The sequence below is a fragment of the Mumia sp. zg.B53 genome, from assembly GCF_019550935.1.
In the GTDB taxonomy this organism is placed as follows: domain Bacteria; phylum Actinomycetota; class Actinomycetes; order Propionibacteriales; family Nocardioidaceae; genus Mumia.
Map to the genome: position 1 here is coordinate 179895 of NZ_JAHWCK010000002.1, position 22385 is coordinate 202279.

General features: G+C 70.4%; 20 protein-coding genes and 1 tRNA gene. 14 read left to right on the forward strand and 7 right to left on the reverse strand.

Features of this window, described 5'->3' with window-relative positions:
• Positions 1-6: 6 nt before the first annotated feature.
• Complete coding sequence (gene nudC / locus KV102_RS11955) at positions 7-879, forward strand: NAD(+) diphosphatase (RefSeq protein ID WP_308290317.1); 873 nt, start codon at positions 7-9, stop codon at positions 877-879.
• Between the two features lie 10 nt (positions 880-889).
• Here nudC and KV102_RS11960 read toward each other — a convergent pair whose 3' ends face one another.
• Complete coding sequence (locus KV102_RS11960; RefSeq protein WP_220346414.1) at positions 890-1141, reverse strand: mycoredoxin; 252 nt, start codon at positions 1139-1141, stop codon at positions 890-892.
• Positions 1142-1267: 126 nt separating this feature from the next.
• Between KV102_RS11960 and KV102_RS11965 the strand changes: the two genes are divergently transcribed.
• From KV102_RS11965 to KV102_RS11975, 3 genes are all read left to right on the forward strand, one after another.
• A complete protein-coding gene (locus KV102_RS11965; protein WP_220346415.1) occupies positions 1268-3325 on the forward strand; it encodes an ATP-dependent DNA helicase UvrD2 in 2058 nt (685 codons plus the stop codon).
• A gap of 117 nt (positions 3326-3442) precedes the next feature.
• On the forward strand, positions 3443-3610 hold the full coding sequence (locus tag KV102_RS11970) for a hypothetical protein (protein ID WP_220343929.1): 168 nt from the start codon (positions 3443-3445) through the stop codon (positions 3608-3610).
• A 122-nt stretch (positions 3611-3732) separates the two neighbouring features.
• Complete coding sequence (locus tag KV102_RS11975; protein WP_220343930.1) at positions 3733-4002, forward strand: WhiB family transcriptional regulator; 270 nt, start codon at positions 3733-3735, stop codon at positions 4000-4002.
• Positions 4003-4158: 156 nt separating this feature from the next.
• On the opposite strand, the gene KV102_RS11980 is transcribed toward KV102_RS11975, so the two are convergent.
• Together KV102_RS11980 and KV102_RS11985 are read right to left on the reverse strand one after the other, a co-directional pair.
• Positions 4159-5511, reverse strand: coding sequence for an AarF/ABC1/UbiB kinase family protein (locus KV102_RS11980; protein WP_220346416.1), 1353 nt, complete (start codon positions 5509-5511; stop codon positions 4159-4161).
• Positions 5508-6467 (reverse strand): hypothetical protein, encoded by a 960-nt coding sequence (locus KV102_RS11985; protein WP_220346417.1) that lies wholly within the window; start codon positions 6465-6467, stop codon positions 5508-5510. Before KV102_RS11985 ends, KV102_RS11980 begins: the two co-directional genes overlap by 4 nt.
• 432 nt (positions 6468-6899) lie before the next feature.
• Here KV102_RS11985 and KV102_RS11990 point away from each other — a divergent pair, with 432 nt between their 5' ends.
• Both KV102_RS11990 and KV102_RS11995 read left to right on the forward strand, forming a co-directional pair.
• Positions 6900-7457 (forward strand): M48 family metallopeptidase, encoded by a 558-nt coding sequence (locus KV102_RS11990; protein ID WP_220346418.1) that lies wholly within the window; start codon positions 6900-6902, stop codon positions 7455-7457.
• 88 nt (positions 7458-7545) lie between these two features.
• Positions 7546-9447, forward strand: coding sequence for a bifunctional UDP-sugar hydrolase/5'-nucleotidase (locus KV102_RS11995; protein ID WP_220346419.1), 1902 nt, complete (start codon positions 7546-7548; stop codon positions 9445-9447).
• Here KV102_RS11995 and KV102_RS12000 read toward each other — a convergent pair.
• Complete coding sequence (locus tag KV102_RS12000; protein WP_220346420.1) at positions 9437-10009, reverse strand: NUDIX domain-containing protein; 573 nt, start codon at positions 10007-10009, stop codon at positions 9437-9439. The genes KV102_RS11995 and KV102_RS12000 overlap by 11 nt on opposite strands.
• Positions 10006-11541: a zinc-dependent metalloprotease gene (locus tag KV102_RS12005; protein WP_220346421.1), complete on the reverse strand. Its 1536-nt coding sequence runs from the start codon at positions 11539-11541 to the stop codon at positions 10006-10008. Before KV102_RS12005 ends, KV102_RS12000 begins: the two co-directional genes overlap by 4 nt.
• Before the next feature lie 47 nt (positions 11542-11588).
• Between KV102_RS12005 and KV102_RS12010 the strand changes: the two genes are divergently transcribed.
• Genes KV102_RS12010 through KV102_RS12030 form a run of 5 tightly spaced genes read left to right on the forward strand, consistent with a single transcriptional unit; the run spans position 11589 to position 16908 of the window.
• Positions 11589-12014 carry a molybdenum cofactor biosynthesis protein MoaE gene (locus KV102_RS12010; protein WP_220346422.1) on the forward strand — a complete coding sequence of 142 codons (426 nt, stop codon included), beginning with the start codon at positions 11589-11591 and terminating at the stop codon, positions 12012-12014.
• A 58-nt stretch (positions 12015-12072) separates the two neighbouring features.
• Positions 12073-12336: a hypothetical protein gene (locus KV102_RS12015; protein WP_220343961.1), complete on the forward strand. Its 264-nt coding sequence runs from the start codon at positions 12073-12075 to the stop codon at positions 12334-12336.
• Positions 12337-12346: 10 nt separating this feature from the next.
• On the forward strand, positions 12347-13396 hold the full coding sequence (locus KV102_RS12020; protein ID WP_220346423.1) for a PDZ domain-containing protein: 1050 nt from the start codon (positions 12347-12349) through the stop codon (positions 13394-13396).
• Positions 13387-13908: a PPA1309 family protein gene (locus tag KV102_RS12025; protein ID WP_220343939.1), complete on the forward strand. Its 522-nt coding sequence runs from the start codon at positions 13387-13389 to the stop codon at positions 13906-13908. Before KV102_RS12020 ends, KV102_RS12025 begins: the two co-directional genes overlap by 10 nt.
• A gap of 60 nt (positions 13909-13968) precedes the next feature.
• A complete protein-coding gene (locus tag KV102_RS12030; RefSeq protein ID WP_220346424.1) occupies positions 13969-16908 on the forward strand; it encodes a UPF0182 family protein in 2940 nt (979 codons plus the stop codon).
• Between the two features lie 72 nt (positions 16909-16980).
• Here the strand turns inward: KV102_RS12030 and KV102_RS12035 are convergent, their stop codons facing one another.
• A complete protein-coding gene (locus KV102_RS12035) occupies positions 16981-19845 on the reverse strand; it encodes an FAD/NAD(P)-binding protein (RefSeq protein WP_220346425.1) in 2865 nt (954 codons plus the stop codon).
• A 160-nt stretch (positions 19846-20005) separates the two neighbouring features.
• Between KV102_RS12035 and KV102_RS12040 the strand changes: the two genes are divergently transcribed.
• Together KV102_RS12040 and KV102_RS12045 are read left to right on the forward strand one after the other, a co-directional pair.
• Positions 20006-21313: a chloride channel protein gene (locus KV102_RS12040; RefSeq protein WP_220346426.1), complete on the forward strand. Its 1308-nt coding sequence runs from the start codon at positions 20006-20008 to the stop codon at positions 21311-21313.
• Positions 21314-21337: 24 nt separating this feature from the next.
• Positions 21338-21411, forward strand: a tRNA-Met gene (locus KV102_RS12045).
• Positions 21412-21532: 121 nt separating this feature from the next.
• Here the strand turns inward: KV102_RS12045 and KV102_RS12050 are convergent.
• The gene (locus KV102_RS12050; RefSeq protein WP_220346628.1) at positions 21533-22108 is read right to left on the reverse strand and encodes a hypothetical protein; all 576 of its coding nucleotides are present in this window, start codon (positions 22106-22108) and stop codon (positions 21533-21535) included.
• A 112-nt stretch (positions 22109-22220) separates the two neighbouring features.
• Here KV102_RS12050 and KV102_RS19190 point away from each other — a divergent pair, with 112 nt between their 5' ends.
• Positions 22221-22370: a hypothetical protein gene (locus tag KV102_RS19190; RefSeq protein ID WP_255560913.1), complete on the forward strand. Its 150-nt coding sequence runs from the start codon at positions 22221-22223 to the stop codon at positions 22368-22370.
• The last annotated feature ends 15 nt before the right edge of the window (positions 22371-22385 follow it).

Sequence of the window (22385 nt, forward strand, 5' to 3'; positions counted from 1 at the left end):
CGAGGGGTGACCGACCACCTGACGTTCGCCGACGGCGCCTACAACCGGCACTCGGAGAGACGGGTCGACGACGGGTTCATGGACACGCTGTGGTCCGACCCCAAGACCAAGGTGCTCCTGGTCGGAGGTGAGCACGTCTCTGCCGACGACAACACGCTGGTGTGGCGCAGCGCCGCCGAGGTGCCCGAGGGCGACCGTCTCTATCTGGGGACCGTCGACGGGACGGAGCACGCGGCCGTCATGCTCGAACGCGTCCCCCCGCCCGCCCGCGCCCTTCGGTCGCTGGCCACCGAGCTCGGCACTGCCCAGGCACGGCTCGCGGTGCACGCGGTCGGGGTCGCGCAGTGGCACCGGACCCATCCCCGCTGCTCGCGCTGCGGCGCGGCGACGGACGTCCGCGAGGGCGGCCACGTCCGCCGGTGCCCGCAGTGCGGTGCAACGCACTTCCCGCGCACGGACCCCGCGGTCATCATGCTCATCACCGACGACGCCGACCGCGCGCTGCTCGGCCGTCGCCCCGAGTGGCCAGAGGGTCGCTACTCCACGCTCGCCGGCTTCGTCGAGCCCGGCGAGTCGCTCGAGGACGCGGTCCGACGCGAGACGCTCGAGGAGACCGACATCGAGGTGGGAGAGGTCTCGTACGCGGCGAGCCAGCCGTGGCCCTTCCCGTCGAGCCTGATGCTCGGGTTCATCGGCCGTGCCCGGACCACCGAGGTCACCGTCGACGGCACGGAGACCACGGACGCGCGGTGGTTCAGCCGCGAGGACGTCCGGCGGCTGACACTCTCCGGAGAGCTCGTCCTGCCCGGGGGAGTCTCCATCTCGCGTTGGCTGATCGAGCGCTGGTACGGCGCGCCCCTGACCGGCTCCTGGGGCTGACCGCCGCCGGTCAGGCGTCGATGGTCGCGAGCTGGGCCTTGACCTGGGCCACCGACGGGTTCGTCAGTGCGCTCCCGTCGGCGAAGACCAGGGTCGGGACGGTCTGGTTGCCGCCGTTGGCCTGGGCGACCACCAGGGCAGCGTCCTCGTCCGACTCGATGTCGACCTCCTCGAACGCGATGCCCTCCCGCTCGAGCTGGCCCTTGAGCCGCTTGCAGTAGCCGCACCAGGGCGTCGAGTACATCGTGAACGTGGCCGACATGTGTGTCCTTCTCTCCGATTACGCTGGGGGGTGGCAGCGTTCGCCGGGTCTGAGACCGGCGCTCGCCACCAAGTTTATGGCGCCTACGCGCCCGCCCCAATCGCACGACCACCCCCGAGGAGATCCGTGCCGTCCGCCGACAGCCTGCTCGACGCCCTTGACCCCGAGCAGCGCGAGGTCGCTCTCGCTCTGCGCGGACCGGTGTGCGTGATCGCCGGCGCTGGGACGGGCAAGACGCGAGCGATCACGCACCGCATCGCCTACGGGGCGGCGACAGGGGTCTACAAGACGACCGAGGTGCTGGCGGTGACCTTCACGGCGCGTGCCGCGGGGGAGATGCGCGGTCGCCTGCGACAGCTCGGCGCGGAGGGCGTCCAGGCACGGACGTTCCACGCGGCGGCACTGCGCCAGATCGGCTACTTCTGGCCCCGGCTGTACGGCAACGGGCTTCCCCAGCTGATCGCGTCCAAGATCCCGCTCGTCGCCGAGGCCGCCAGACGGTGCCGTGTGCAGACCGACTCGGCGCTGCTGCGCGATCTCGCCGCGGAGATCGAGTGGGCCAAGGTGTCCAACGTCCGCCCCGACGACTACCCCCGGCTCGCCCCGCTGGCGCACCGCGGCCTCGACGCCGTCGACGACGCGACGGTCGCGCACGTGATGGCGGCCTATGAGGAGGTCAAGCGCGACCGCGGCCGCATGGACATGGAGGACGTGCTTCTCTGCACGGTCTCGATGCTGGCCGAGCACGAGAGAGTGGCCGCCGAGATCCGCCGCCAGTACCGCTGGCTGGTCGTCGACGAGTACCAGGACGTCAACCCGTTGCAGGCCGCGCTCCTCGAGCAGTGGCTCGGCGGGCGGCACGACATCTGCGTCGTCGGCGACCCCCTGCAGACGATCTACTCCTTCGCGGGTGCATCCCCGAAGCACCTCAACGAGTTCTCGAAGCACCATCCCGGCACCCAGCGCATCGAGCTCGTGCGCAACTACCGCTCGACACCGCAGGTCGTCGCGGCTGCCAACGCCGTGTTCAGCCGTGGACGGCGCGACGGCGTGGTACTCAGAGCGCAGCGCGAGCCCGGTCCCGCCGTGACCTACACGTCCTACTCCGACGAGGTCGCCGAGGCCGAGTCGGTCGCGGCGCAGATCCTCCAGCTCCGAGAGGGCGGCACGTCGCTGCGCGACATGGCGATCCTCTTCCGGACCAACGCGCAGTCCGAGGCCTACGAAGAGGCGCTCGCCGCGCGCAACCTTGCCTACGTCGTGCGTGGTGTCGAGAGGTTCTTCGACCGTGCGGAGGTGCGTCAGGCGGTCACCCTGCTGCGCGGGCAGGCTCGCGGCGGCGATGCGGGGGAGGAGGGCCTCGTGTCCGACGTGCGCACCGTGCTCGCCACGATGGGCTACACCGAGTCCGCCCCGACGACAGCCGGCGCCCAGCGCGACAGGTGGGAGTCGCTGCATGCCGTGGTCTCGATGGCGGCCGACCTGCAGGCGGCGCGACCCGACGCCGACCTCACCGCTCTCGTCGACGACCTCGATCGACGGGCGAAGCACGCCCACGCCCCGATCGCCGAGGGCGTCACGCTGACGACGCTCCATGCGGCCAAGGGCCTCGAGTGGGACGCGGTGTTCCTGGTCGGGATGCAGGAGGGCACCGTCCCGATCGCCTATGCCACCGACGACGCCGGTGTGGAGGAGGAGCGACGGCTCTTCTACGTGGGGGTGACGCGTGCCCGCGACCGGCTGGAGATCTCCTGGTCTCTGGCACGCAACCCCGGGGGACGCGGAAACCGACGCCCGAGCCGGTTCCTCGACGGCCTGCGGCCGGCCGACGCGGAGCCGGTCGTGGGGGCCGGACGAAGCCGCCGCACACGCAAGGAGCGTTCGATCGCCCGCTGCCGCAGCTGCGACGCGGTCCTCACCACCGGCGCCGAGCGCAAGCTCGGGCGCTGTCTCGACTGCCCGTCCTCCTACGACGAGGACCTCTTCGAACGCCTCCGCGGGTGGCGCAGCGAGCAGGCGTCGGCTCAGAAGGTCCCCGCCTACGTGGTGTTCACCGACGCGACGCTGACGGCGATCGCCGAGGCGAGGCCCCGGGAGGAGACCGATCTCCTCAAGGTCCCCGGAGTCGGTCGCGCCAAGCTCGAGAAGTACGGCGCCGACGTCCTGGCACTCTGCGAGGCGTGACGGCCGCGGAATAGATTATCGAAAACTTGGCAATAATTGGTTTGCGCCTTGTCGCAAGGGCGCCATAGAGTCTTGCTTCGTCAGCCCGATCGACCTGAGAGAGGAGCGTGCATCGTCATGGGCAGCATCAAGAACCTCGGCGGCGCCGACGTCTGTGACGTCGCTGCCGTTGCGACGCGCACGCGATACCTCGGGTGGCTCATGCCGTCCTTCGTCGCCGCGTCGCCGAATGCCGACATCCACCAGTCCTTGGGATCTGCTCGCCGGAGTCCTGACTCGACCTAACCGTCGATCAGACGCCACACAGGCCGCGGAACCCACACCAGGGATCCGCGGCCTTCCTGTCGTTCCCGACAGAGACCGTGTTGCCCACCACCAGCAACCATCTCTCATTCTCAGGAGAAACCATGACGACCGCCGTGCTCGAGCACGAGGTGCAGCACACGTCGATCCCGTGTCGTACCCGCGACCCCGAGCTCTGGTTCGCCGAGACACCGATGGGTGTCGAGGACGCAAAAGCACTCTGCCTCGAGTGCCCGATCCGCCGCGAGTGCCTGGCAGGGGCGCTCGAGCGCGGGGAGCCGTGGGGGGTGTGGGGTGGCGAGCTCTTCTTGAAGGGCACCGTCATCCCCCGCAAGCGGCCGCGGGGACGCCCTCGCAAGGACGCCGTCGCCTGACGGAGTCACCATGCCGAAGGAGAGCCCCGATGATCGAACGCCTCGTACGCGTTGCGTACGGCGTGCGCAGCCGGATCGCCCGGATGCTGTAGCTGCCAGACCACGGAGACGGGCAGCATCCCACCGGATGCTGCCCGTCCCTCGTGTCGGGCGAGGTCAGTCGGCGAAGCCGGGGAGGCTCTCCTCGAGGATCCCGCGGAAGGGCGCCGTGGCATCGAGTTGGCTGAGAATGGCCAGGCCGCCGCTCCAGACCCGGTGGATCAGCAGGTATGACGGCGGCAGGTTGATCTTCATCGCGGTCCCGAGCCCTTCTCGCGCGGGCCGCGACACCCGCTGGGCCTGCTCGCGCATCCACTCACGGCTGAACGTGAAGACCTCGTGGCGTGCAGGCTCGACGAACGGCTCGAGGTAGGACCGGATGATCTCCTCGTCGATGCGCACCCCGGGCTTGATGAACCCCTCCTCACGGAGTCCGTCCACCACGGTCGCGTAGTCGTCGTCGACCGCAGCGCGCAGCAGACGTCCGATCACCGGCGGGAGACCGCCGGGGACGCGAGCGACCGCGCCGTAGTCCACGACCCCGAGTCGTCCGTCGTCGAGGATCCGGTAGTTGCCGGGGTGCGGGTCGGCGTGCAGCATGCCGACCCTTCTCGGCCCGGCGAAGAGGAAGCGTGCGAAGAGCTCGCCGTAGTGGTCGCGCTCGCTCGGCAGGCCGTCGGAGATGATCTGGGCGAGCGACGCCTTGGACTCCATCCAGGTCGTGACGAGGATGGTCTCGGTGTGCGCCACGACGTCGGGGACGACGATCTGCGGGTCGTCGGCGAAGGCTGCGGCGAACGCACGTTGCGCCTCTGCCTCGAGACCGTAGTCGAGCTCTTCGCGGACCCGTTCGGCCAGTTCCTCCGCGAGCGGTTTGACGTCGATGGAGGGGAACGCGACGGCGAAGAGACGGCTCAGCCGACCGATCTGGCGCAGGTCCGACCGCATCGCCGCCGCGGCACCGGGGTATTGCACCTTGACCGCGACCTCGCGGCCGTCGAACCAACGGCCACGGTGGACCTGACCGATGGAGGCCGCGGCAGCCGGTGTGTCGTCGAGCTCGATCAGCTGCTCACGCCACCTCGGCCCCAGCTCGCCGGCGAAGATCCTGTGCACCGTCTTGACGGGCATCGGCGGGGCGTCGTCCTGGAGCCGGACGAACGCCTCGCGGTACGGCTCCATGAGCTCCGGCGGGACCGCCGCCTCGTACACGCTCATCGCCTGGCCGAACTTCATCGCGCCGCCCTTGAGCTCACCGAGAACGGCGAAGATCTGCTCGGCGGTGCGGAGCTGCACCTCGGTGAGAACCGCGTTGGCAGGGGCGCCGACCAGGCGGCGTCCCATGCCGACGGTGGTGCGGCCGGCGAAGCCGATCGGCAGCGAGGCGAGCTTGACCGCTCGCGAGAACGACCCGTGGGGGACGGCCGAGCCGCGGCCGTCGTCGTCGGGCGTGTCTGGACCGTCGGTCATGCTGTCATTCTGACACCCCGCGCCACACGCACGCGGGGATCGAACCCGTCGCCCGAGGTGAGGATCTGGCACGGACAGTCGGGCTGCAGCGCGACGGCGGTGACCGCGCCGGCCTGGACTCCCGGTCCGAGGACCTGGACCGCGCCCTCGGCAGCCGACGGTCGTCCGTCGCAGAAGGCCAGGACCAGACCCGCCAGGTGCACGGCGACCCCATATCCGGTGAGCGTGTCGAGCGCGTGCGGGTGGGTCGCCGGGGCCTGGGCGATCGGTCGGGCGAGCTGCTCGAGGACGAACGGCCAGGTCGGCTCGTAGCCGGCACGGTCGACGTCGTCGCACCGGACGCAGGGCGTCAACCCCGGGCGTACGAGCGGGCCGACGCGCACGCGATCGGCCTCGCAGACCACGGGCAGATGAGCCACGCCCTCCCCGGTGAGGACGTCGAAGGCCTCACGCGGGCTCGGTCCCGCCGACATCACCACGACGAGAGCGGGAGCACCCTGGGCGCCGATCGTGCCGACGAGGTCGGCGCCGGCCTCGCCGAGGATCTGGCCCAGTCGACGAGCGAGATCCTCGGTCAGGCGGTCACCGACGATCTCGACGGGCGCCGCCGAGCGTGCGCGCAACCTGTCGGCCACCTGCTCGCGCGACTCCCCGAACGCTGCGAGAGCCCTGGCCTCACCCATCAGGGCGGCCCCGCCGACGTCGTCCCAGGTGCGGGCATCGAGCAGGGCCCCGGCCTCGAGCAGCGAGGCGGCTGCTTGCGCGACGACGGCCCGGGGCAGCTGGGAGGTCGCGGCGATCGTGTCGAGGTCGCGCGTGCCGTCGGCGCCCCGGAGGACGGCCGCGACGCCCTGGCGATCAGCGACGACGAGGGCGGCGCCGGCCACGGTGCCGATCTGGAGCGCTCTGGCACTGCGGCGCACGACGCTCGTGCCGGGTCGCAGGAGGGGCTTCATCGGGGGCTCCTCGGGCAGGTGGAAAGAGGGGGGTCGATCCACCTTGCCCGAGGAACGGTGCGCAGCGAGGGCGTCGTCCACACGCGGACGGCAGTCCACAGGTCGCCGCACGAGTCGGTCCCGGCCAGTCGTCCGCCTGCCTTCCCCTAGCCGACGCCCGGCCTGACCAGCACCGACCCATCGACGCTACGGGCGACCCGCGCACCCGGCAACTCCATGCCGCGTGTCGTTGTCCACCCCTGTGGAAAAACCTGGGGATAGTCTGTGGGAACCGCCGGGTGTCGCTGTGGAAAGTGTGGGAGAACCGGTGCACAAGCCGGGGACAGGGGGGCCTCTCTGAGGCGGCTGAGGCCTGCTGACCTGCCCGGACGCCGGTCACAGCCTTGTGGACGCAGCATTCATCCTCCCCGTCGCGGCGCGTACCGTGATCCCATGCCCGCCGCCCTCGACCGTGCTTCCACTCCCGGCGCCCCCGACCGGCCCCATGTCGAGATCCGCCGCAGCGCCCGTCGGCGCAAGTCCGTGCAGGCCTATCGCGACGGCTCCCGCATCGTGATCCTCATGCCGGCCGGCCTCTCGCACGCCGAGGAGCAGCGGTGGGTCGACACGATGGTCGCCAAGGTCGAGCGACGCGACCGGCGCGTCCACCGCGACGACGCCGCGCTGCATGCGCGCGCGGACGCGCTGAGTGCCCGATACCTGGGCGGCGCCGCCTGCCCGACGAGCGTGCGGTGGGTCGACAACCAGCGGCGGCGATGGGGCTCCTGCACACCGGAGGACGGCACCATCCGGTTGTCTAGCCGACTGCACGGCTTCCCGGAGTGGGTCGTCGACTACGTCCTCGTCCACGAGCTGGCCCACCTGCTGGTGCCGCACCACGGGCCCGAGTTCTGGGAGCACGTCGACCGCTATCCCCGCACGGAGCGTGCCCGCGGGTTCCTCGAGGGTGTCGTCGCAGGAGCTGGTTGGAAGGACGTGCCCGAGATCTGACCAGATCACGTCACGTTCTGACGAGGCGCTCGCGGGATGGTCGCGCGACGATGAGCAGGTCCCGATGCGCTCGCCCCGAGGAGTGTCCATGACCCCGACGCCGTCCCCCGAGCAACCAGCCCGGCAACCAGCTCAGACCACCGGAGGGCGGACACCGGCCGCGCTCCGCCGCCGTACGGTGCTCAGCGGGTCAGCCGCGGCCGCGGCCCTGGCCGCAGCCGGGTACGCCGCGCCGCCTGCTGCCGCCCACGGCCGCCGGCCCGGACACGGGCGTGACACCGCCACCTTCACCGTGCTCGGCACGACCGACCTCCACGGCAACGTCTTCAACTGGGACTACTTCAAGAACGCCGAATACACCGACTCCGCGCAGAACGACATCGGCCTCGCCAAGATCTCGACGCTGGTCGACGCGATGCGACAGCACCACAGCTCACCGTGCCCGCTGCTCATCGACGCCGGCGACACGATCCAGGGGACGTCCCTGGCCTACTACTACGCCAGGATCGAGCCGATCGGCCGGCGTGTGGTCCACCCGATGGCGCGCGCGATGAATGCGATCGGCTACGACGCCGCCGCGCTCGGCAACCACGAGTTCAACTACGGTCTCCCTCTCCTGCGCACGTTCGAACGACAGTGCGACTTCCCTCTGCTCGGTGCCAACGCGCAGGACGCGGCGACCGGGCTCCCGGTCTTCCCGCCGTTCGTCATCAAGCGGATCCGCGTCGGACGCCACACCGTCCGGGTCGGCATCCTCGGTCTGACCAACCCCGGCATCGCGATCTGGGACAAGGCCAACGTGGAGGGACGGTTGGTCTTCCCCGGGCTGGTCGAGGTGGCGAAGCACTGGGTTCCCAGGATGCGCCGAGCGGGTGCCGACGTGGTGATCGTCTCCGCGCACTCCGGAGCCGACACCTCGTCCTCGTACGGTGACGCGCTCCCGTGGCCGGAGAACGCCTCGACCCTCCTCGCGCAGGAGGTGCCCGGCATCGACGCGATCCTCGTCGGGCACGCTCACGTGGAGATCGCGCAACGAACCGTGACGAACACGCAGACCGGCAGGGAGGTCGTCCTCACCGAGCCGCTGCGTTGGGGGATGCGTCTGTCGGCGATCGACGTGACGGTGAGGCGTCGGCGCCGCGGCCCCGGCTACGAGGTCGTCGGCGTCACGTCGCAGGTCCTCAACGCCAACACGGTCGACGAGGACCCTCGGATCGTGAGGCTGCTCCAGGCCGACCACGACAAGGTCATCACGTACGTCAACTCCGTCATCGGTTCGGCGCTGACGTCGATGTCGGCGGCGACGGCGCCGTGGGAGGACACCGCGGCGATCGACTTCATCAACTACGTGCAGGCGGACGCGGTCAAGAAGGCGATCGCAGGCACGCCCGAGGCAGCTCTGCCGGTGCTCAGCATCGCCGCGCCGTTCAACCGTGCAGCCGCGATCCCGGCGGGGGAGGTCTCGGTGCGCGACGTGGCCGGCCTCTACATCTACGACAACACGCTGCTCGGCATCGTCCTGACAGGCGCTGAGGTTCATGCCTATCTCGAGTTCTCGGCACGCTACTTCAAGCCCGTGACGGCCCCCGGCCCGGTGCCGTCGAGCGCGGTCACCAATGCCGTCACCGACACGGCACCCAACGGCACGCCCGACTACAACTACGACATCATGGGCGGCCTCGACGCCCCGCTCACGTACGACGTCGACCTCTCGCGACCCGTCGGGTCGCGCATCGTCGGACTCGCGTACGGCGGCGCTGCCGTCAGCGACGACCAGCGATTCGTCGTCGCGATCAACAACTACCGGCAGTCGGGAGGCGGCAACTTCCCGGGTGTCACGACAGCACCGGTCGTCTACAACGCCCAGGTCGAGATCCGGCAGCTGCTCATCGACTGGGTGAGTGAGGTCGGCTCCATCGATCCCGCGGTCTTCGCGTCGGTCGACTGGCGCCTGGTCTACGCGGGGACACCGATCACGGTCACGCCCTAGGAGGGGTGGGACCCAGGTCGGCCGCCCTCAGGCGTCTGCGTGCCGCGATCACCAGCGCGCGTACGGAGTCGTCGGTCTCAGGGAGCGCGTCCACGTCGAACCAGGCGAGATCGAGCGACTCCGCACTGATCGCCGGCACGGCGTCGACGGGCGCCGTGGCGAGCATCTGGACGTCGAGGTGCTCGGCATCGGCGCGACCACCGCACGAGAGCGTGTGGCGGTCGAGCCGCAGCGGCACCGGATCGACCCGCAGCGAAGCGATGCCGGACTCCTCGGTGGCCTCGCGGAGAGCAGCAGCTCGCACGCTCGCGTCACCGTCCTCGCAGTGCCCCCCGGTCTGCAACCACCGCCGCAGACGACGGTGCAGTGTCAGCAGCACCCGCGTCCCGTCGTCGGTGATGACGATCGCGCTCGCCGTCAGGTGCTGCGGGAGGCAGCTGCGCTCCATGGCGTCGGGATGGGACTGCAGGTGCGTCAGGTAGCTCGCACGCATCGCGGCCTGCTGGTCGTCGGGAGCAGCCCAGCCGGCAAGAAGCTCGTACGCGTCGGCGTGCAGGCTCAACGGGCGGTGCCCGAGCTCGGACCCTCGCCCTCGCTCGTGTCGCCTTCGCTCGTGTCGCCTTCGCTCGTGTCGCCCTTGCTCGTGTCCTCGGCACCGGGAGCCGAAGTAGCGCCGTCGCTGCCGCCCTCGAGCAGGTCGGCGAGAGCGGCGTCGAAGTCGGCGTCACCGCTTCCCTGGGCCGGGTCCTTCTCGTCGTAGGCGAAGCCGAGCGGATCGTCGAGGTCGGCGGCCGTGGGCATCAGGTCGGGGTGCGACCACACGGCGTCGCGTGCCTCGGCGCCCCGATGGTCGCGCAGCGCGGCCCAGAGCGCGGCGGCGTCGCGCAACCGGCGCGGACGGAGGTCGAGACCGACCAACGAGGCGAACGTCTGCTCGGCCGGGCCCCCGGCGGCACGGCGTCGCCGCATGGCCTCGCGCAGTGCCGGTGCGCTCGGCATCCGACCGTCGGTCGCCTGGGTGACGACCTCGTCGACCCACCCCTCGATGAACGCGAGCAGCGCCTCGAGCCGGTCGAGCACCGCCTGCTGCTGCGGGGTGCGCTCGGGCTCGAACAGTCCACCCTCGAGCGCCTCCTGGGCGGACGCGAGGTTGGTCGGGTCGAGACCGCGCATCTTCTCCTCGATCGAGGAGACGTCGATGCTCGTCCCGCGGCCGTACTCCTCGATCGTCGACAGCAGGCGCCCCCGCAGCCACGGCGCGTGGGCGAAGAGCCGCTGGTGCGCGCACTCGCGCAGGGCCACGTAGAGGAACACGTCGGTGTCGGTCTGGTCCAGACCCTCGCCGAACGCGCGGACGTTGGAGGGGAGAAGGGCGGACACACCCGACGGACCGAGGGGGAGGCCGACATCGGTGGTCGCGAGGACCTCGGTCGCGAGCGTCCCGATCGCCTGGCCGACCTGCGAGCCGAACATGGCGCCGCCGGCCTGGTTGAGGATGCCCACGAGCGGGCCGGCCATCGCCTTGGCCTCCTCGGGCAGGGCGTTCGACATCGCCGCGACCACATGCTCGGCGATCGGCTCCACCATCGCCCGCCAAGTGGGCATCGTCGACTCCACCCACTCCGACCGACTCCATGCAGCCGAGCGCATGGCGGCGGCGGGGATGTCGGTCGCGGTGTCCAGCCAGACCTCCGCGAGTCGCATCGCATCGTCCACAGCGGATGACTCGGTGCGCAGCGGCGACGGGTCGGGAGAGGCCGCCACCGTACGGCGGGCGACGTCGGTCGCGAGCTCCCAGTTGACCGCGCCGTCGTGCGGGGCGAACATGCGTTGCATCTGCTGCATCAGGAGGTTCATGTCGGGCATCTGCCCACCGCCGGTCCCGCCGAACATCTGCCCGAAGGGGCCGAAGAGGCCCTCCATCGGGGTGCCCGCGAACGGGTTGTCGCCAGACGGTGAGCCGGTGCCGCCCTGGGACGGGCCGGGCACCTTGCCGAAGCCGATGCCGTGGTCGGGCCCCTGGTCGCCACCGCTGGAGGTGCCCTCCGGGTCGTCGGGCATGTCGTCAGGGGTGCGCTCGGGCTCATCAGGCATGGTTCCAACGTACCCGTGAGGCTCGAACCGCCCTAGTCTTGTTCGCCATGAGCGATGTGGTCCGTCTGGTCGACGTGCGTGACGAGCCCCTGGACATCTCCGAGGTGTACGAGGCGGTGGCCGACGCCGGCGCCGGCGCCGTCGTGCTCTTCGTCGGGGCGGTGCGCGACCACGACGGCGACAAGGGGGTCGAGGGCCTTGCGTACTCGGCGCACTCCCGGGTCCTCCCGGTCCTGCGCGCGATCGCCGAGGAGGTCTCGGGGGACACCGGCGTACGGGGAGTTGCGGTGGTTCACCGCGTCGGCGACCTCGACATCGGCGACCTCGCGGTCGTGACAGCGGTGGCGGCACCTCACCGGCCGGCGGCGTACGAGGTCAGCCGTGCGCTGGTCGAGCGGCTGAAGGCCGAGGTGCCGATCTGGAAGCACCAGCTCTTCGAGGACGGGAGCGACGAGTGGGTGGGGAGTCCCTAGGTCCCGACTCGCTGCGCTCGCTCGACCGGGGTGCGGCCGAGCCGCCTAGACTGGTGGCGTGAAGATCCTGCTGTGGTTGGCGGTGCCTCTCGCCGTCACCGCGCTCGCGATGCTGTGGGCGGCGTGGTACGGGCGTCGGGGTGCGGACGCGTCGCACGGCGTCGATCGTTCGGCCCGCTCCTGGGGCCCCGGTGATCCCGCGTACGCGCGGTTCAGCGACGCCGTCCAGCGGCCGCTGCCGGCCGCGGTCCACGCCCGGCAGTCGCCCCAGCCGCCCAGCGGTGTCGTCGTCCGTCGTGCCAAGCCCGAGTCAGGCCGGTGAGCACGCCCCGATGAGCCGCCGGACCTCTACCCTGGCTTCGGCCGGGCTCCTCGTGCTGACCCTGGTCGCGGTCGCTCTGCTGCTCCCCGTCCCGTACGTGACGATGCGCCCCGGGCCGACCGTCGACGTGCTGGGCGACTACGACGGCAAACCGGTCCTGGAGATCGAGGACGCCAAGACCTACCCGACCGATGGTCAGATCCGCCTGACGACGGTGTCGGTGACGCGTGCCGACTCGCGCGTGAGCCTCCCGCAGGCGTTCATCGCCTACTTCAACCCCGAGGAGGCCGTGGTCCCGCGCGATCTCGTCTATCCGAAGGACCAGACCGCGGAGGAGTCGCGGCAGGAGAACGCCGCGCAGATGGCCAGCTCCAAGCTGACCTCCGAGGCTGCGGCGCTCACCCAGGCCGGGTACGACGTCGCGTCGGTCGTCGAGATCGCTGCGGTCTCCGAGGACGGCCCCTCGGCCGGCGTCCTCAAGGTCGACGACGTGCTGGTCAGCGTCGACGGCCGGAAGGTGACCGGCACCGACCAGGCGGTCAAGCTCGTGTCGTCCGCGCGGCCCGGCGCCGTCATCACTCTCGGCATCCGGCGCGACGCGTCGGACCAGACCGTCAAGGTGAGGTCCGAGGCAGCCCCCGACGACCCGAGCAAGGCGCGCATCGGGGTCAGCCTCGGCACCGATGTCGAGCTGCCGTTCCCCATCGCCAACAACCTGGGCGAGTCGATCGGCGGGCCGAGCGCCGGCCTCGTCTTCGCCCTCGCGCTGTACGACATGCTCACCCCCGGTGACCTGACCGACGGCACGACGATCGCCGGCACGGGCACCATCGACGCCGCCGGCGCGGTCGGCCCGATCGGCGGGATCCAGCAAAAGCTCGCCGGCGCGTCGTCTGCGGGGGCGAAGGTGTTCCTCGTCCCCGACGGCAACTGCGCCGAAGCGGCGGCGTCCGACGACTTCGACATGCGCCTGGTGCGTGTCAAGAAGCTCGCCGATGCCGTCGACGCGCTCGACAAGCTCTCCGACGACCCGAAGGCCACGGTTCCCACATGCAGCTGACACCCACGAACGCCCTGAGAGAGACCGCCCTCGAGATCGCCGAGGTGGCGCAGGCGGCCGGGTGGGACGCGCCCCCACGCCTGTACGCCCTGGTGCGCACGGCCGCGCTGGCCGCGGACGAGCCCGCGCTGGCCCGTGAGCTCGGGATCGGGCCCGACGACGTGGACGACTCGTTCACCGCGGTGGAGCAGGACGACCTGCCCGCAGAGCGCTCGTTCGAGGACTTCGTCACCGAGATCGTGTGGCCGCCGCAGGTCGACGGCACCGCCGTGGTGCTGGAGCGCCTCATGCTGCCTCCAGACGCCGAGGAGTCTCTGCCCGACGACGAGTCGACCGTGTCCGACTTCGTCGCCGAGCACCCCGATCGCCAGGAGGTCCGTCTGACCGTCGCGGTGACGAGGGACGGCCAGGCGCACTGCATCGTGGACGTGCGCGGCAGCGACGAGCTCGCCGAGGGGCCCGATCTGGTCCCCGGCCTGGTCTCGATGCTGCGACAGACCCTGCTGGACTGACCTGTCACACTTGCAGTCCGAAGACTGTTGTGCCTCGAGCACGACTACTGAAGGAGAGCTGTGAGCGAAGGATCCGCCGCTGCCCGACCTCGACCCGAGGTCGGACGACAGGGACGACGTGTCCTGATTCCCACCATCATCACGCTCGTGGCGCTGCTGTTCCTCGGTGCCATCTTCACGGGTGTGTGGACCGATCGCCTCTGGTTCCGGTCGGTCGACTACGGCTCGGTCTTCGCGACGATGCTGAGCACGCGGGTGCTGATGTTCGTCGTGTTCGGCGCGCTGTTCGCCGGCGTGGTGGTCCTCAACGTCTGGCTCGCCTACCGGTCGCGTCCCAAGACTCCAGGTCCGGTGCGCCCCAACGACCCGGTGGTCCGCTACCGCGAGGCCATCCACCCGCTGCGCAAGGTGGCGCTGATCGGCCTGGGCATCCTCCTGCTGGTCTTCGCCGGCTCCTCGGCCGCGGGGCAGTGGCGGACGTTCCTGATGTGGCGCAACGCGACGCCGTTCGGCAAGAACGACGAGACCTTCGGCCGCGACATCTCGTTCTTCGTGTTCGACTACCCGTGGCTGCGCTTCCTCACGGGCTTCGGATTCGCCCTGCTGATCGTCTCGGTGATCGCGGTGGCGGTCGTCTACTACATCTACGGCGGCATCGCGTTCTCGGGCAAGAACCGCAAGATCTCCCGGGCCACGCAGACCCACCTGTCGATCCTCATCGGCCTGATCATGCTGCTGAAGGCGTTCGCCTACTGGCTGGACCGCTTCGGGTTCTCGGTCGACAGTGGCAACCTGCTGACCGGCATCACCTACACCGACGCCAACGCGCGCATCCCCAGCAAGAACATCTTGATGGCGGTGTCGCTGCTGTGCGCGCTGCTCTTCTTCGCCAACGCGATCTGGCACAACTGGCTCCTCCCCGGCATCAGCCTGGCGCTCCTCGTGCTGACCTCGGTGCTGATCGGCGGCATCTGGCCGGCGATCATGCAGTCCTTCCAGGTCAAGCCGTCCGAGCCTGACAAGGAAGCCCCCTACATCGAGAAGAACATCACCGCCACGCGGGACGCATTCGGGATCGCGGGGGTCGAGAAGCAGAACTACAACGCGCAGACCGAGCTGACGCCCCAGCAGCTGACCGAGTCGGCGGAGTCGCGCGTGAGCACGCGCCTGCTCGATCCGACGCTGGTGTCTCCGGCGTTCGAGCAGCTCCAGCAGGTCCGCGGCTACTACAGCGTGCCGCCCACGCTGGACGTCGACCGCTACCAGCTCGAGGGCACCGACAACCCGCAGGACATCGTGATCGCGGCGCGCGAGCTCAACCTCGACGGTCTGCCGGCGAACCAGCGCAACTGGGCCAACGACCACACCGTCTACACCCACGGCTACGGCGTGATCGCAGCCCAGGGCAACCAGCGCGGCTCGCAGGGCGAGCCCGTCTGGGTCGAGCGCGACATCCCCCCGGTCGGCGAGCTCAAGCTCGACAAGCAGCCGCGGATCTACTTCGGCGAGAACTCTCCCTCGTACTCCATCGTCGGACGCCCCAAGAAGAATGCAAAGCCGATCGAGGTCGACATCCCGCGCGGCAACGGCACGACCGCCGAGGAGGAGGAGGCCGCGGGCGAGTCGCCGGCCGAGAACGTCACCCAGAACACGTACGACGGCAAGGGTGGCGTCGACATCGGCAGCGCGTTCAACAAGCTGCTCTACGCGGTGAAGTTCAGCGAGCCCAACATCGTGCTCTCGAACCGCGTCAACGAGAACTCCAAGATCCTGTACGACCGGCACCCGCGTGACCGGGTCGCCAAGGTGGCGCCGTGGCTCACGATCGACGGCGACCCGTACCCGGCGGTCGTGGACGGCCGCGTCGTGTGGATCGTCGACGGCTACACCACGAGCGACAACTACCCCTACTCCGAGAAGGTCTCGCTCGACGAGGCGACCTCGGACACGCTGACCGGCACCGGTGCGCAGGCGGTTCTGCCATCGGACCAGGTCAACTACATGCGCAACGCCGTCAAGGGCGTGGTGGACGCGTACGACGGGTCGGTCGACCTCTACCAGTGGGACACCGAGGACCCGGTGCTCAAGACCTGGATGAAGGTCTTCCCCGACACGGTCAAGCCGAAGTCGGAGATCTCGCCCGACCTGCTCGCGCACGTCCGCTACCCGGTCGACATGTTCAAGGTGCAGCGCAACATCCTCGGCGCGTACCACGTGACCGACCCGCAGACCTTCTACGAGGGTGGCGAGCGCTGGAAGATCCCGGAGGACCCGACCGCCAAGGGGTCGCTCCAGCCGCCCTACTACCTGTCGATCCAGCGCCCGGGCGAGGAGGACTCGCGGTTCTCGCTGACCAGCGTCTACCTGCCCAACAACCGCCAGAACCTCGCCTCGTTCGTGTCGGTGAACTCCGAGGCGAGCGACACCGAGAACTACGGCAAGATCCAGATCTTGCAGCTTGGTTCTGCCTCCACGGTGGACGGCCCCAACCAGATCGCCAACCGGTTCGAGGCCGACAGCAGGGTGTCGTCGGCGTTGCTGCCGTACAAGTCGGCCGGCACGAAGGTGCTCTTCGGCAACCTGTTGACGCTGCCGGTCGGCGAGGGACTGCTGTACGTCCAACCGGTCTACATCCGACGCAGCGCGACCGAGGGCTCGTATCCCGTCCTGCAGTTCGTCATCGCGTCGTTCGGCGAGGGGATCGGCTTCGGCCAGAACCTCGACGAGGCTCTGCGCGTCGCCCTCGGCATCGAGGGCGCCGCGCCGCCGACGGACCAGGCCGACGGAGGTGACGGAGGAACGGCGCCGACACCGCAGAGTGTCGAGCAGCTGCTCCAGCAGGCGGACGCGGCCTACGACGCCGCACAGCAGGCGCTCGAGAAGGGCAACCTCGGCGAGTACCAGACCCAGGTCGAGAAGATGGCGGAGATCCTGGGCCGCGTGCGTGCGCAGGTGGGTGCCACACCGGCGACTCCGACACCCACCCCTGACGGCGGCTGAGTCAGCGCCCGTCGATCGAACACGGCAGCGAGCCGAGACCACCGACGGGTGGTCTCGGCTCGCTTCTTCGTGTCAGCCGGCGACGGTCGTGCGGAGGACCAGCGAGTCGCGACGCCGGGCGTCGAGAGGGGACTCGCGGCGGTCGAGCCGGGCGTCGAGCACGGCACCCGCTCGCTCGGCATGACCCGCGTTGACGAGGCAGAACAGCAGCGTCTCCTCGACGACCTCGCGCTGCGCCGCCGATCCGCCGACCTGCGCGAGCACCGGCAGCGTGTCCTCCAGCAGTGTCACGGCATCGTCCCAGCGCTCCTCGCCCGCGCGGAGGAGCGCGTCGCACACCGTCGCCACGACGGTCCTGATGGTCACGTCGCGCGAGCCGCGGCAGTGCCGGGCGAGCGCCGCGAGCCGGGCGGCGTCACCGGAGGTGGCGAGCGCGATGGCGGAGTGGAGGGCCACGAACGGTGTCTCCGGAGCGTCGACCAGCACCGACCCGGCGGCGTCGAGCACCGGCGCGACCGGCGGCGGAGCGGTCTCGCCGACGAAGGCAGTCCCCGTTGCCCCCGGGACGCCGTCGGCGACCGCAGCGTCCCAGCCGGACGTGGTCAGCTGCCAGCGCCACAGGAGTGACGCGGAGTCCACGAGAGCACGAACTCCGCTGACGGTCGGTGGTGCGAGCTGCGAGTAGTAGCGGCGGCGTACGGCCTCGGTGTCGCCGATCGCGAGCTCGTGCAGGGCCGCGTGCCAGGAGAAGTGCGCACGGTGGCTGGCGGACCGACCGCTCTCGTTGACCCAGTGGTCGAGCCAGACCCGACCGGCCTCGTGCTGCCCGGTCTCGTACATGACGTGGGTCTGGGCGTGCACGGCGTGGCCCGAGGAAGGCTCGCACGAGAGCGCGCTCTCGGCCAGCAGCCCCGCCTCCTCGAACCGGCTCTGGTCCTGACGGGTGAAGGCGAGCAACGAGATGTACCACCAGTGGTCGCCGTAGGCAGGGGCCAGTCCCTCGACCAGGTCCCACGCTTCCTGCTGCACGTCGGTGACGCCGGAGAACGCGATCGTCGGCACCGCGGCGGAGACGGCGAGGATGTCTCGCGGGTGCGCCGCGATGTGGTTCATCAGCGCCCGGGCGCCCTTGTTGCGGACGTCCTTGACCCGCTGTCCGACGACGTCGACGAGGCTGCGCTCGCGCTCGTCGCCCCGCTGGCGCACGGCCTCGCGCGCTGCGTCCAGCGACGCCTGCACGTCCGCGTCGGCTCCCGCCTCATGGCCCAGCAGGGCAAGGGTCGCGTGCCCCAGCGCGAAGCCGGGGTCGAGCGCGACCGCTTCGCGGAGCGGGGCGTCCGCGTCGTCCTGGAGGCGCATGAGGCGCTCGAGGCCCGCGTTGTACGCCGTCGCGGCCTCGGCCGTCGTCGAGATCGGCAGTCCGAGCGGGTCGCGCGGGCGAGCGGCGGGGTGATGGCCGCTCACGACACGACCGTCGGCAAGACGTCGGGGGAGCGGGGCGATCGCGTCGAGGACGCCGGTGGCGACAGCGAGGGCCTGGCTCCGGATCTCAGGCACAGCCGTCGACTCCCAGAGCTCGCCCCGCCGCAGTGCGCCGAGGGTCCACACCGGTGCGTCGGCACGACCCTCGGAGTCGATCAAGCGGCCCCCGTCGGTGCGGAATCCCATGCCCGCGGTCGACACGACCGCGCTCGATGCGCCACCTCGAGGGCGGAGGAGGTCGTCGAGGAAGGGGTCGCCGAGCAGCCGGACGTCGCCCTGCGGGCCCGTACAGTTCACGACCCAGCCGACGTCGTGCGTCGTCTCCACGGCGTCGCGCTCGTCGCTGGAGCGATCCGCGACCGTCACGCGCAGACCGCCGCGTGGGAGCGGCTCGGCGCCCACGACCGACCCGGGCGACAGAACGAGGCGGCCCGCCTCGCGCATGCTCTCCACGAGCGTGGCACTCGAGGGCGGCATCCGGTGGCGCAGGACATTCCAGGCACCGGCGTCCGAGGCCAGGAACTCGGCGCGGTCCTCGTCGTTCAGCCGTCCCCAGAGCGTGGAGATCCGGAACCGGAGCCCGTCGACGCCGGGGCGCCAGTCGCCTCCGTCGCGCTCGACCGCCTGAAGGTGCTGGGTGACGTGGTCGCGGATCTCGGCGAGGGAGCTGCCCCAGTCGGAGACGTCGGGGATCGCGGCGAGCTTGAGCCCGGTGACGTGCGCACGAGGAAGGCGTGCGTTGCGTGAGATCGCGCGCACGACACGGTCCGGCCGGTTGCTCGCGTCGGTGAGGGACAGGGTCACGTCGACCATCGTGAGTCCGGTCCCGACCAGCAGGACGTCGCCGGGACCCGAGCGGTCGCGGCGTACGGGGTCGAGCGCGCCGGGGGCCCACGGGTCGGGGACGAAGAAGGCCGAGCCGCGCAGGGCCTCCGGCGCCCACGCGTGCCCAGCGGCGGGGAGTCCCGTCGCCACCACGGCGGCGTCCGCAGCCACGTCTCGGCCGTCGCTCGTGGCGACGACGACCCCGGACCCGGTACGGCGCAGGCCGACGGCGCGCGAGCGGACGTGCCGCACCGCGGCGAACTCCCCGGGCGGGCCCTGAAGGGTCTCCGTCAAGGTCTCGTCGAGATAGCGGGCGTATTCGCGACGGCGTGCGAAGGTCGCCGGGTCGCTGCCGTTCTCGGGGTCCTCGTGGGTGCGCCACGCGACGAAGTGCGCGGGGTCCTCGGGGAGCGCGCTCATGCCGGCGGCGGGGACGTTGAGGAGGTGCTGGTCGTCGAGCGTGCCGAAGGAAGGGCCTCGACCCCACCGGTCGGCGGGGTCGAGGAGGATCACGTCCACGCCGGTCGAGCGGCGTCCCGCTGTACGGACGAGGTGCAGCGCGACGAGCGTGCCGGCGGCACCGGCACCGATGATCGCGACGGTCGGGCGGGTGCGGGGCGCGGTCGTCACGGTGTCTCCTCGTCGAGTGCGGCGCTGACTCGGGTAAGTGTAGTGACCAAGTTGGATTCGACGGTGCGCCACCCGCTGGTGCCGGTCGCCGTCGCCGCATTCCGGTCGCCGCTCGCTCCTTCGGGCGATACGTTGCGGCCGACGCACGAGAGGCGGGGCGATGGCCGACACGAGCGGTGAGCTGCACCTCGCCCCGCTCGCGCGGTCGCGGGAGTTCTGGGTGCTGATCCGGGACGCGGTCGTGTTCGGAGTGGTGATGGCCTTCGCCGGCCTCGCCTTCCTCTTCGTGGTCGAGACTGGAGACTTCTGGGGCGATCCGACGTCGCAGGGCTGGTGGGGTGGTCACTGGTGGTGGATCGCGGTCACCGTCGGGACCGGTCTCGTCGTCGGTCTGCTCCGTCACGTCCTGCGGATGCCCGAACACCAGCCCGGTCTGACCGACGAGCTGGAGAAGGAGCACGTCGAGCCTGCCGGCGTTCTCGGGACGGTCGCCGTGTCGTCGGTGTCCCTCGTCGGCGGTGCGAGCCTGGGCCCGGAGGCGGCGCTCGGGTCGATGGGCGGAGGACTGGGCACCTGGGTCGGCCGACGGCGTACCGACGAGGACATGCAGAAGGCGACGACGCTCACCGGCATCTCGGCCGCGTACGGCGGGCTGCTCGCGGTGCCGATGGTGGCGACGCTGCTCGTCCTGGAGCTCGCCAAGCCGCACCGTCGCCGCTTCACCCATGCTGTGTTCGGGTCGCTGGCGTCGGCGACGGTGTGCTTCGCGGTGTTCTACCCGATCGCGGGGACGACGTTCCTCGGCCTCTACGACGTCCCGTCCTACGCCTACAAGGACTGGCACCTCCTGGCGGCCGTGGGTCTCGGCCTGGCCGCTGCGCTCGGCGCCCTGGTGCTGGCGGTCCTCACAGGGATCGTCCGTCGGCTGGCCGCCCGTCTGGAAGGGAAGACCGTCCTGCGCCCGGTGGCGGGCGGGCTGGCGTTCGGCCTCATCGCCGTCGCGCTTCCGCTGACGCTGTTCACCGGGAGCCACCAGCTCCACACGGTGGCCGAGTCCGGGTCGGCGCTCGGAGCCGGCTTCCTCCTCGTCATCGTGCTGGCCAAGATGGTGGCCTTCTCCGTCTGTATGGAGACGGGATTCATCGGGGGCCCGTTCTTCCCGATGCTGTTCCTCGGAGGGACGTACGGGTACGCGATCCACCTGATCGTGCCGGACGTCCCGCTCGCCCTCACGTTCAGCTGCGTCTTCGCCGCGCTGCCCGGTGCCATCGTCGCCGCGCCGTTCACTCTGGTGTTACTGGCGGCGCTCATGATGGACCTGGGAGCGCTGCAGACGGTGCCGGTCGCGGTCGCGGTGCTCACCTCGTACATCGCGGTCACGGGCTCCGGCGTGCTCGCCGCGATGGTGCAGGCCCGGGCATCCCGGCACGCAGCCGCGAGGCAGCCTGGGTTTGGGTCTGGGGGATAGGTCCGGTAATGTTCTGTGTGCCGACGCGGGGTGGAGCAGCTCGGTAGCTCGCTGGGCTCATAACCCAGAGGTCGCAGGTTCAAATCCTGCCCCCGCTACAAGAGATTGAGCAGGTCAGAGGCGGTTCCAGACAGATCTGGGACCGCCTCTGATGTATGCCACACCGGCGTGGTGGATGTGAAGCGCTCCTCGCGGCTCGGCTCTAGCTCTCGTCCCAGGTCACCGTCGAATCGAGAGCGATCGTGATGAGCTCGCCGCCACGAAGGTCAGCCGTGTCTGCCGGAAGTGCTCATGTGGGCTCCAGATCGCCAGGTTGATGTAGTCGCGGGTGTTGTCGAACGCGAGATCCGGCCACGCCCCGATCACGTCGGCGAACCTGGCGTCCTTGGGGTTGCCGTCGGCGTCCCAGGGAAATGCCATCACGTGCAGGATCCCGAGCATCCCCGTGTTTGCGAAGATGAGAGAGAGGCCCTTCGCGACCTCTGGGGGGAGCAGTGCTCGGGTCTCGTCGGTCAACGGAGTCTTGGTCGCGATCGCGGTGATGCCGGTGTCGCGGATCGTTGCTTCAGGCAGGAACTGCGCCCGGACGGCCGAGCGGGTGCCGTCGGCGCCCACCAACAGGTCGGCCATTGCCGAGGTTCCGTCGCGGAAGAAGGCCGTCACTGTCCCGTCGGAGCGTGACTCGTAGTGCGTGAACACTTTGCCGAACTCCACCGCATCGATGCCGCTGAAGAGCACCTGTCGCAGGGTGGCCCTCGAGACGGACCGTTCGGAAGCGATCGCTTCGGGACCCATGCTTGATCGCCTCGACCAACGCGGGTTCCTGGACAGGTCCGCCGATCCCACCGACCGCAGGAGAAGCGTCATCTCGATCACGCCGGGAGGATTGGCGCGCTGTCATGAGCTCATGGAGCCCTTGGTCCGCGAGGGCGACGAGCTGCTCCGGCGCCGGTTCACGAGCGACGAACTTGCCGTGGTGACCCGCTTCCTCACTGAGACCACCGAGCTTCAGCGGGCTCACGTCGCCCGGCTCAAAGCAGTCGCAGCACCTGACTGACGGGGGCGGATGCGA

What these genes read in the sequence shown, in the direction of transcription:
- KV102_RS11975 (WP_220343930.1), top strand. Translation starts at nt 3,733, where the DNA reads ATGACGACCGCCGTGCTCGAGCACGAGGTGCAGCACACGTCGATCCCG.
- KV102_RS12040 (WP_220346426.1), top strand. Translation starts at nt 20,006, where the DNA reads ATGGCCGACACGAGCGGTGAGCTGCACCTCGCCCCGCTCGCGCGGTCG.
- KV102_RS11995 (WP_220346419.1), top strand. Translation starts at nt 7,546, where the DNA reads ATGACCCCGACGCCGTCCCCCGAGCAACCAGCCCGGCAACCAGCTCAG.
- KV102_RS12010 (WP_220346422.1), top strand. Translation starts at nt 11,589, where the DNA reads ATGAGCGATGTGGTCCGTCTGGTCGACGTGCGTGACGAGCCCCTGGAC.
- KV102_RS11960 (WP_220346414.1), bottom strand. Translation starts at nt 1,141, where the DNA reads ATGTCGGCCACGTTCACGATGTACTCGACGCCCTGGTGCGGCTACTGC.
- KV102_RS12020 (WP_220346423.1), top strand. Translation starts at nt 12,347, where the DNA reads ATGAGCCGCCGGACCTCTACCCTGGCTTCGGCCGGGCTCCTCGTGCTG.
- KV102_RS11985 (WP_220346417.1), bottom strand. Translation starts at nt 6,467, where the DNA reads ATGAAGCCCCTCCTGCGACCCGGCACGAGCGTCGTGCGCCGCAGTGCC.
- KV102_RS11990 (WP_220346418.1), top strand. Translation starts at nt 6,900, where the DNA reads ATGCCCGCCGCCCTCGACCGTGCTTCCACTCCCGGCGCCCCCGACCGG.
- KV102_RS19190 (WP_255560913.1), top strand. Translation starts at nt 22,221, where the DNA reads ATGGAGCCCTTGGTCCGCGAGGGCGACGAGCTGCTCCGGCGCCGGTTC.
- KV102_RS12050 (WP_220346628.1), bottom strand. Translation starts at nt 22,108, where the DNA reads ATGGGTCCCGAAGCGATCGCTTCCGAACGGTCCGTCTCGAGGGCCACC.
- KV102_RS11970 (WP_220343929.1), top strand. Translation starts at nt 3,443, where the DNA reads ATGGGCAGCATCAAGAACCTCGGCGGCGCCGACGTCTGTGACGTCGCT.
- KV102_RS11980 (WP_220346416.1), bottom strand. Translation starts at nt 5,511, where the DNA reads ATGACCGACGGTCCAGACACGCCCGACGACGACGGCCGCGGCTCGGCC.
- KV102_RS12005 (WP_220346421.1), bottom strand. Translation starts at nt 11,541, where the DNA reads ATGCCTGATGAGCCCGAGCGCACCCCTGACGACATGCCCGACGACCCG.
- KV102_RS12025 (WP_220343939.1), top strand. Translation starts at nt 13,387, where the DNA reads ATGCAGCTGACACCCACGAACGCCCTGAGAGAGACCGCCCTCGAGATC.